This is a genomic window from Salinarimonas rosea DSM 21201 (genome assembly GCF_000429045.1).
GTDB lineage: Bacteria > Pseudomonadota > Alphaproteobacteria > Rhizobiales > Beijerinckiaceae > Salinarimonas > Salinarimonas rosea.
Genome location: NZ_AUBC01000037.1, coordinates 23531 through 31457 on the forward strand (window position 1 = coordinate 23531; position 7927 = coordinate 31457).

Annotated in this window: 9 protein-coding genes; 3 read left to right on the top strand and 6 right to left on the bottom strand. The window is 61.9% G+C overall.

The window, feature by feature from the left end; genetic code table 11:
- Positions 1 to 67: 67 nt before the first annotated feature.
- From G407_RS31320 to G407_RS0120225, 4 genes are all read right to left on the bottom strand, one after another.
- Positions 68 to 304 carry a hypothetical protein gene (locus tag G407_RS31320; RefSeq protein ID WP_084327670.1) on the bottom strand — a complete coding sequence of 79 codons (237 nt, stop codon included), beginning with the start codon at positions 302 to 304 and terminating at the stop codon, positions 68 to 70.
- Between the two features lie 411 nt (positions 305 to 715).
- Positions 716 to 955 carry a hypothetical protein gene (locus tag G407_RS0120215; RefSeq protein WP_029032282.1) on the bottom strand — a complete coding sequence of 80 codons (240 nt, stop codon included), beginning with the start codon at positions 953 to 955 and terminating at the stop codon, positions 716 to 718.
- 108 nt (positions 956 to 1063) lie between these two features.
- The gene (locus G407_RS0120220) at positions 1064 to 1603 is read right to left on the bottom strand and encodes a hypothetical protein (protein WP_029032283.1); all 540 of its coding nucleotides are present in this window, start codon (positions 1601 to 1603) and stop codon (positions 1064 to 1066) included.
- A 72-nt stretch (positions 1604 to 1675) separates the two neighbouring features.
- On the bottom strand, positions 1676 to 2590 hold the full coding sequence (locus G407_RS0120225) for an ArdC family protein (protein ID WP_043540262.1): 915 nt from the start codon (positions 2588 to 2590) through the stop codon (positions 1676 to 1678).
- Between the two features lie 240 nt (positions 2591 to 2830).
- Here G407_RS0120225 and G407_RS0120230 point away from each other — a divergent pair, with 240 nt between their 5' ends.
- On the top strand, positions 2831 to 3448 hold the full coding sequence (locus G407_RS0120230) for a hypothetical protein (protein WP_029032285.1): 618 nt from the start codon (positions 2831 to 2833) through the stop codon (positions 3446 to 3448).
- A 751-nt stretch (positions 3449 to 4199) separates the two neighbouring features.
- On the opposite strand, the gene G407_RS28955 is transcribed toward G407_RS0120230, so the two are convergent.
- Positions 4200 to 5276 carry a tyrosine-type recombinase/integrase gene (locus G407_RS28955; protein WP_052341661.1) on the bottom strand — a complete coding sequence of 359 codons (1077 nt, stop codon included), beginning with the start codon at positions 5274 to 5276 and terminating at the stop codon, positions 4200 to 4202.
- Positions 5277 to 5391: 115 nt separating this feature from the next.
- Positions 5392 to 5655 (bottom strand): hypothetical protein, encoded by a 264-nt coding sequence (locus G407_RS31325; RefSeq protein WP_084327672.1) that lies wholly within the window; start codon positions 5653 to 5655, stop codon positions 5392 to 5394.
- Positions 5656 to 6054: 399 nt separating this feature from the next.
- Here G407_RS31325 and G407_RS28960 point away from each other — a divergent pair, with 399 nt between their 5' ends.
- Both G407_RS28960 and G407_RS32890 read left to right on the top strand, forming a co-directional pair.
- Complete coding sequence (locus tag G407_RS28960) at positions 6055 to 7638, top strand: recombinase family protein (protein ID WP_245259139.1); 1584 nt, start codon at positions 6055 to 6057, stop codon at positions 7636 to 7638.
- A 4-nt stretch (positions 7639 to 7642) separates the two neighbouring features.
- On the top strand, positions 7643 to 7927 hold a 285-nt coding region (locus G407_RS32890), incomplete at its 3' end, for a transposase (RefSeq protein ID WP_156917659.1).

Genomic DNA, 7927 nt, shown 5'->3' on the forward strand with positions numbered 1-7927 from the left:
ATGTCGTTCAAACGCCGAAGCGACGTGGCCCGTAGGCCCACGCCGCTTCGAAGCTGAAGGGAGCGCGTTAGTCGCGCCCCTCTTCGCCTTCAGGCTTTCCAGGCGGGCGAAGGACTATGCGGCCGCCGGTAACCGGAACAAGGTCGAGCTGAAGTGTAAGCCCTTCGCCGTCCTTGTGGCCCCAGGCCGCCCCTATGCGGGTCCAGAAGCCTTTCTCGCCTTTCTCGGCAACGTGCCACGCGACGAGGTCCGGGCCTTTGGGTTCGGGTTTCGGGGCGCTGTTCTTCGTGTAGTTGCGGGCCATGATCTTTCTCCTTTGTTTGGGTTGGCTCGAAACGCCAAGGAAAATGACCGCACGGCAGAGCCGGGCGCGCACCGCCCTGCGGGGAACGGGGAACACGGCTCACGAAGTGAGGAGGAGCGGGCATCCCGTTGCGCGAACGGCGCCTGCGGTCATCTTGAGCGTGAACTTTGAGCCGGCCCTGAACACAAAGGGGGAGCTATGGATCGCCAATCGAAACCGGCAGCGGACTGAAAAATCGGATACCGGGGCGGAAATCGCCTGCCTCACGCCTCTGCCATGAAAAAGGGAAATCAGCTGGGCCCGTAGCGGCCTTTAGGCAGCATGGAGCAAAGGAGCTTCTTCCTCCTCACCGTTCCGGACGAGCTAGGTCTGCGACCTCGCTCCAGAACGAGGAAGGCGAAGAGTAAACGCCTACACGCCGAATTCCTCGGCGGCGCTGGCGTAAGCCTCGATCAGGTCGATCTCGCCGAACGTGCCCTGCTCGGGCACCATCATCAGGCGGCCGGACACGGCCATGCCTTCAGGCACGAAGATCATGAAGCCGCCGCGCCGCATCGAGAGCGCCTTGCCGACCTTCCACGATCGGGTCTTTCGTGCGCCCTTGTGGGCGTAATCCTCCACCTTCACCAGATCAAAACGCTGCATGTTCATCGGCCATCTCCTTCCTGAAAACCATTGCTCACCAATGCTTTCAGTATATCACGCGCCGATCGGACCGCTTCCTCCCGCGCCTGCCCGGAGCGGCCCGCTAAGGTCCCGCTACGCGCTACCCGAAGGCCGCTTATGGAAGGCCGCGCGGTCTTCTTCGCGCGGGAAAGGGAGAAGCGAAACCGGCTCTTCGTAAGCCGCCTGGTCGATCCGGAAAAAGAGCTCGGTCATGCTCTCCGTGCCATCGACGCCGGCGGCGATGGCGAGGGTTTCGATGCACTCTCGCGCTTCGCGGCACGTCTCCTGATAGCGCTCGATCGTTGCGAGCTGCCGGTTCACCATCGCGCCAACTTCGAACACCGGCTCCTTTGCATGCGTCGTCTCGGCAAAGCTGCGGTACACTTCGAGCAGCCGCTCTGTCTCGGCGCGGCTCGCCGCCCCCGTGGGCAGGCCCGGCTCAGGGACGTTCTCAAGCACATCATCTAAGGCCTGCAGCAAGACGGCGTTGAACAGCTTCGGGGTCTTCGCGTCGTCCCTCCCGGCACTACCCGCTACGAGCCCGTAAGCACGGGCAATCATCTGGCGGGCAAGCGCAAGACCGTTCACCCGGCCTTGCGCGTCGGTTTCAGCTTCGATCTCTACGGTGATCATGAAATCCTCCCTTTTGCCGGCAGGATAACCTGCGGCGAGCCTGGCGGGAACGCGAAGAGAAAGAGGCGGCCATCAGGCCGCCTCCCGCTGCGCGTCCGGCTGCAGGCCGGCCAGGTAGTCGGCAGCGCGCTGCGCGTGAGCGGCAGCTGCGAAGACGGCGCGGTTGTCCTCCTTGAGGACGGCGAGCCAGTGGTCGATGTAGCTGGCATGGTCCGGACGCTCTTCGAGTGTGAGGCCCAGATCGGCGCATAGGAACGCGGCGCCAAGCTCGGCAACGAGCTCTTCGCGGGCGTAGCCTTCATCGGCAAAGCGCTGGCGCCCGAAATCGCGGTTCAGCCGCGTGCTGTGCCGCGTCCAGTGCGTGCATTCATGCGCGAGGGTCGCGTAGTAGCTTTGCGCGTCGCGGAACGCCTCGAAGGGCGGCATCTGGATGTAGTCCAGCGTGGGGCTGTAGTAGGCGGAATCGCCGCCGTGCCGGATATCGGCGCGGGTCGCAGCGAAGAAGGCCTCTGCCCGCGCATCGCGCTCCTCGGGGTTCTGCGCGGCTGAAGCCGGTGCGTAGTAGTGCGCCGGAAGTCCGTCGATCTGCTCCACGTTGAAAACGGTGTAGGCCTTGAGGAACGGGATGGTCCTGTCGGTATCCTCGCCCGTAGCCTCGTCCGTTTCGGTGCGAACGATGGCATTCGCGTAGACGACGGGAGAGCCCTTCTCGCCTTTTCTCACGCAGCCACCGAGCGCCAGCGCCTGCTTGAAGGTCATCCAGATCGGCGCGGCATGATCGCCGGTCATCGCCGATGCCCAGAGGGTCAGGACGTTGATCCCGGAGTAAGGCTCGCCGTTGAAGCGAAGCGGCCGGGATACGTGGCCCGCTGCGTGAGCTGCGTTCCAGGGCTGTGTCCAGGGCTTTACCCCCTGCTCGAGCGCCGCGATGATCTGGTTCGTGATGCGGGTGTAGATGTCCTGCCGGTTGCTGTTGTCCTTGCCCATAATCTGTCTCCTTTGCGTACGGGTTTCTTTCGTGACGCAGGAGACGAAGGCCGGACGGCCGAGCCGGGCGGTCATGCCCAACACGGTCTCTTGGTGCGGGCCGGGCATTGACCGAACGGCGCGTTCGGCCAGAGTTCGCGTCATTGACTGAAAGAACCGCGTGCAAAGGCGGCGGGACGGATAGAGGCAAGGCGGCAGCCGGCAAGGATGCTGCCCGTGTATTCAGGGACCGGTGCCGCGATGAGCAGGAAGAAAAAGAGCTTCACAGACCTGCTGGAAGGCAGCTCCTACCGCTGGCCAAAGAAGGGAGACCGGCTGCTGCGGAGCGCGAGCGACTGGGACCGGGCAGTCGAGTTCTCAGGCGATGAGATCGCGCGCCACGTCCATATCTGGAATGGCTACCTTCGCGCCGGCGCTGCCCTGATCGATGCGTGTGAAGAGGACCCGCACGACCGGCACTTCCTCGTCTACCCGATCCTGTTCAACTACCGGCACGGGCTCGAGCTCGCAATGAAATGGATCATCCTCCGTTACGGCCGGTCAGCCGGTGTTTCAGCGGAGGAGATCGCGCATCACGGCCTCTGGAAGCTCTGGCAGCTCGCAAGAAAGACGATCGTCTCGATCGGCGGAGAGGATGACGCGCTCCCAGTGGTCGAACAAATCACCAAGGACTTCCACGAACTCGACCAGAACGCGCTGGCCTTCCGCTACTCACAGGATCGCAATGGCGCCCTGATCGCCCTGCCGGACACGATGATCGACCTGCAGAACCTGCGTGAGGTTATGGAAGCGGTCGGCAATTTCTTCGATGGCGCCGATGGCCAGCTCGATGACCTGATCAGCGCCGCGGGCTTCTAGCGCCTTCAGCACGACGGACAGTTCCTGAGTGTTTCAGCCGTGTAGAGCTTCCAACCAATGCATTCGGCATCCGCCTTGATCGGTGCCTTCAATAGCGTCGAGCGTGCCGCCCTGTGCTCTGCGCCTTGCAAGCCCTGACAAGCCAGGGCTCCTCCACATGCGTTGCGGCCTCTTTGGTGCAAGCCGAGCGCACGGGCGGCCCCTCCTGCCGCAAGAAGGCTCCGATCGGCGGAGCCTCCAGCAAAAGGAGGAAAGCCATGTCACGGCTCATTGAAACCAGGGATCTCGTCCATATGCGGGAAGGCGAACTACTCGCCCTCTACCGAGCGATCGCTCACGATCTCGGTCAATCCGCACCGGACGAGACTGCGCACCGCTACGCCCTCGCATCGCTCGAGAACATCCGGTGCGAGCTCAACCGCCGGAAGGCGATCATGTGGCGAAACGGCCCGTGCCCGTAACGCAAGGGAGCGCCTTGGTTTGGCGCTCCCGATTTGCCACAAATTTGCCACAGGCCAAAAAAGAGCGCGGGAGAGAACGGCGGATTTCTGCGGTTCACAGGAGACAGGCCGCTCGTGGCAAAAACGGCCCCGAAGGGCCGTTTTGATCGTCAGATCTCCATCTAAGCTATTGTTTTGACTATGGTCGGAGCGAGAGGATTCGAACCTCCGACCCCTTGCACCCCATGCAAATTAAATGGCTGTTTACTGCGCGTATTAGCAGTTTCGCGCCACAGATTTGCCACAAGGTTTCAGACCAAATCAGAGATTATGCCAGATTTGCCGTTTACACGACACTGCTTTTCTTCGAGTAGGTGGCCATAGACATTGATCGTCGTCTCGATGTTCGTATGCCCCATTAGTGTCTGTATTCTCTTAAGGTTGGTTTCGTTCTGGATCAGCATTGACGCATAGAAATGGCGCAAATCGTACGGTCGATACTTTGGCCTCTCGACCATCGTTCCGTTCTCGTCGACCATCTCCACCAAGCCTGCGCGTTCACATGCGACGTTGAAGCCTCTTCGCTGCCAGTTCTTCCGGCACATCCACCGGCCGTTCGAGGCAGGGAATACGAGATCGTAGTCGTTTTCTGAAGCATGGTTCTCGACGTAGTGGCGAACCATGGCGAGGGTGCTATCGCTCAAATCGATGAAGCGTCTCCCTGCGGGGGTCTTGGTAACACTCAACTTCCTGCCACTACCGTCAATAGCCCTGCTGACCCGAACGCCATGCTCATCGAAGTCAGACTGTGCAACCGCCAGATATTCCTGCGGCCGCATTCCTGAATCGGCGGCGAGATACAGCATCGGACGGTACCGCTGCCAGGCTTTAGCGATCGTCTGGTTCCGAGCATTGGCGAGCTCATCGGCCGCTCGCAGAAGCGCCGATACTTCTGCCTTGCCGGGTATCGAAACCGGCTCGTGATAGCGGGAGTCGGAGTGGATGTAGATACCGGCGGCCGCGTTCTGGAGGATGTGACCTCGAACAGAAAGCTCTTTCATCACCGACTGGAAAGAAGACAGCACCTTGCTGGCCAAGACGCGGCTCATGCGTCCCTCCAGAAGCCAGGATCGGAACGCCACTATGTCCGGAGAGGTAAGTTCGGTGGTCAGCTTCGGCCACGGGTAGGTTTTGATAAACTGAGCACGATATGCGTAGTTTTCCAGCGTATAGCTGCTGACGGGCTCGCGGCCGTTCAGCCCCTCCTTCTCGCAAATACGCAGCCACATATCGGTAGCTTCGGGAACGCTCATCCCCTTCGGGGCGGCGGGTGAAGTGCCGGCTTCCGCCGCCTTCCCGCTCTCCACGAACGCGCGCGCCGCCTTCATGGTGTTGAAGGTCCCGTAGGAATAGCCCGATTTGGATGTACTGTCTGGGTATCGGACCTGGTACGTAGTGCCTTTCTTACCTACCCGTTTTCTTATGTCTGACATGCAATTTCATCTAAGTATTCCTGAATGAATCACTTAAATCAGGACAGCGCAAGTTTTTATGCGCTTCTACTCTGAGCTTAGTATAGGCCTTCACAAGGTCGCCTTTCTCAATCTTGAGGCGTCCGTCGATGGGATCGATGAAAAACGGCAGCTTGCGGTTTCCGTTTGCGTCCTTCTCCGCCGCGCGCTTCATCTGCCGGTCAGATAATTCGATGCCCATCTGCGAAAGCACATATTTGGCTTGTCTTATTCCTATGAACTGAGGCGGTTTCATTCCTTTCTCCATAAAATATTAAAAAAATATACTTCTATTCTACCACAAACTCCGGCTTTCCTGCATCTTCCAGATCCCGGAAACCAGCTCTCACGGCCCGTTTCAGGCCGCCTCCCTCCGTCTTTGACCAGCTCGTGATCAATTCGGCGCGGGTCCTCGCTGCCACTCTGCAGGAGAGAACAGGACGTGCTGGAGCAGGACGATGGCAAGCGGCAGGACACAAAGGGAGGACGGACGGCGCGGCCCCGCTCCGCGCTCCTCCGCTGCGGCCCGCCTCGATCCGAAGCTCGCCGCCCTGGTCCGGTATCTTGCAAAACGTGCAGCAGAGCGCGATCATCGCGCCATCGCGAAGGAAACAGAGGTCAGGGAGCCGCGTGCGGGGAGCACGGGGAATACCGGATGATTCAAGCCGTGATCTACGCCCGCTACTCCTCCGACCAGCAGCGTGACGCCTCGATCGAGGATCAGGTCCGCATCTGCCGCGAACGCGCCGAGCGCGAAGGCTGGGCAGTCGCGAGCGTCTACAGCGACCACGGCCTGTCGGGCGCGTCCCTGCTCCGCCCCGGCATCCAGCAACTCATGCAGGACGCTACGCGGGGGAAGTTCACGATCGTGATCGCGGAATCGCTCGACCGGCTGTCGCGCGACCAGGAAGACATCGCCGGCTTCTATAAACGCATGCGCTTTGCCGGCGTGTCGATCCTCACCCTCTCGGAAGGCGAGGTCGGCGATCTCCACATCGGCCTTAAGGGCACGATGAACGCGATCTTCCTCAAAGACCTCGCCGACAAGACGCGGCGCGGCATCCGCGGCCGGGTCGAAGCCGGGAAATCGGGCGGCGGCAACTCCTACGGCTATGACGTGGTGCGCAAGTTCGAGAGTGATGGCAGCCCCGTGCGCGGCGACCGTACGATCAATGAGGCGCAGGCCGCGATTGTGCGGCGGATATTCAGCGAGTACGCGACCGGCAAGTCTCCGCGCCTGATCGCCAAGGAGCTGAACGCGCAAGCCGTTCCCGGCCCTTCCGGCCACGGCTGGGGGCCGTCTACGATCCATGGCAACCGCCAGCGCGGCACCGGCATCCTCAACAACGAACTCTATGTCGGCAAGCTGGTCTGGAACAGGCTGCGCTACATCAAGGACCCGGAGACGGGGAAGCGGGTTTCACGCCCGAACCCCGAATCCGCGTGGATCGTCCAGGATGTGCCTGAGCTGCGGATCGTCGACGATGAGCTCTGGCAAGCGGCCAAGGCGCGCCAGGAAGAGAACGCAGCCGACTGGGACACGAGCGGCCTGAATTTCTGGGACCGCAAGCGGCCCCGCTATCTCTTCTCCGGCCTCGTGAGCTGCGGTGTCTGCGGCGGCGGCGTCGTCAACATCAACGCCATTCGTGTCGGCTGCGCGAATGCGCGCAACAAGGGCACCTGCGATAACCGCCAGACCATGCAGCGTGAGAAGCTGGAGGCAATCGTTCTCGACGGCCTCCGCGAGCACCTCATGGAGCCGGAGCTCTTCGCCCTCTTCTGCGAGGAGTACACGCGGCACATGAACGCGCTGCGGATCGAAGCCACCTCGGCGCTCGCCGGCTATCGCGCTCAACTGGCGAAGGTCACCCGCGACATCGACCGGCTAATTACAGCCATCCTCGACGGCGTCGGCGGCGCGCAGGTCAAGGACCGGATCACCTCTCTCGAAGCACGCAAGGAAGAGCTGGAACTGTTGCTGGATGCGCAGGATGAACCTGTAGCTCTGCTCCATCCCAACATGGCGCTGCATTACCGGCGTGAGGTCGCGCGGCTGCATGCGGCGCTCGCCGACGAAGAGCACCGGCTGGAAGCCGTCGAGATCATCCGCTCGCTCGTCGACAGGATCGTCCTGACGCCGGCCAGCGAAGGGAAGCGCAAGAGCGTGGCCGTCGACCTTCAAGGCCACCTTGCCGGCATCCTGGTAAGCGCTGTCTCCATCCCACCTTCCTCGCCGTGAGCTGATGAGCGAAGCTCTCGTCCCGATAGTGGTCGGAGATCGTTTTGTGTCTGGACTTGAGCCTACGCTCGAGCCGGCGCGCGTGGTGCGCCGGCTGGAGGTGATCAACGGCGCTGGTGGGCGCCGGCGCTGGAGCGCGGACGAGAAGGCCGGGATCGTCGCCGAGACGCTCGAGCCGGGCGCGGTCGTGTCCGAGGTTGCGCGCCGTCATGGCCTGACGCCGCAGCAGGTGTTCACGTGGCGCCGCGAAGCGCGTCGGGCGACGCTGGCCGGCGGCGCTGAGGGAGAG

Bases quoted from the DNA above. Each gene is read 5' to 3' on its own strand.
- G407_RS0120230 (WP_029032285.1), top strand. From the start codon at position 2,831: ATGAGCAGGAAGAAAAAGAGCTTCACAGACCTGCTGGAAGGCAGCTCC.
- G407_RS28955 (WP_052341661.1), bottom strand. From the start codon at position 5,276: ATGAAGGCGGCGCGCGCGTTCGTGGAGAGCGGGAAGGCGGCGGAAGCC.
- G407_RS0120225 (WP_043540262.1), bottom strand. From the start codon at position 2,590: ATGGGCAAGGACAACAGCAACCGGCAGGACATCTACACCCGCATCACG.
- G407_RS28960 (WP_245259139.1), top strand. From the start codon at position 6,055: ATGATTCAAGCCGTGATCTACGCCCGCTACTCCTCCGACCAGCAGCGT.
- G407_RS31325 (WP_084327672.1), bottom strand. From the start codon at position 5,655: ATGAAACCGCCTCAGTTCATAGGAATAAGACAAGCCAAATATGTGCTT.
- G407_RS0120220 (WP_029032283.1), bottom strand. From the start codon at position 1,603: ATGATCACCGTAGAGATCGAAGCTGAAACCGACGCGCAAGGCCGGGTG.
- G407_RS31320 (WP_084327670.1), bottom strand. From the start codon at position 304: ATGGCCCGCAACTACACGAAGAACAGCGCCCCGAAACCCGAACCCAAA.
- G407_RS0120215 (WP_029032282.1), bottom strand. From the start codon at position 955: ATGAACATGCAGCGTTTTGATCTGGTGAAGGTGGAGGATTACGCCCAC.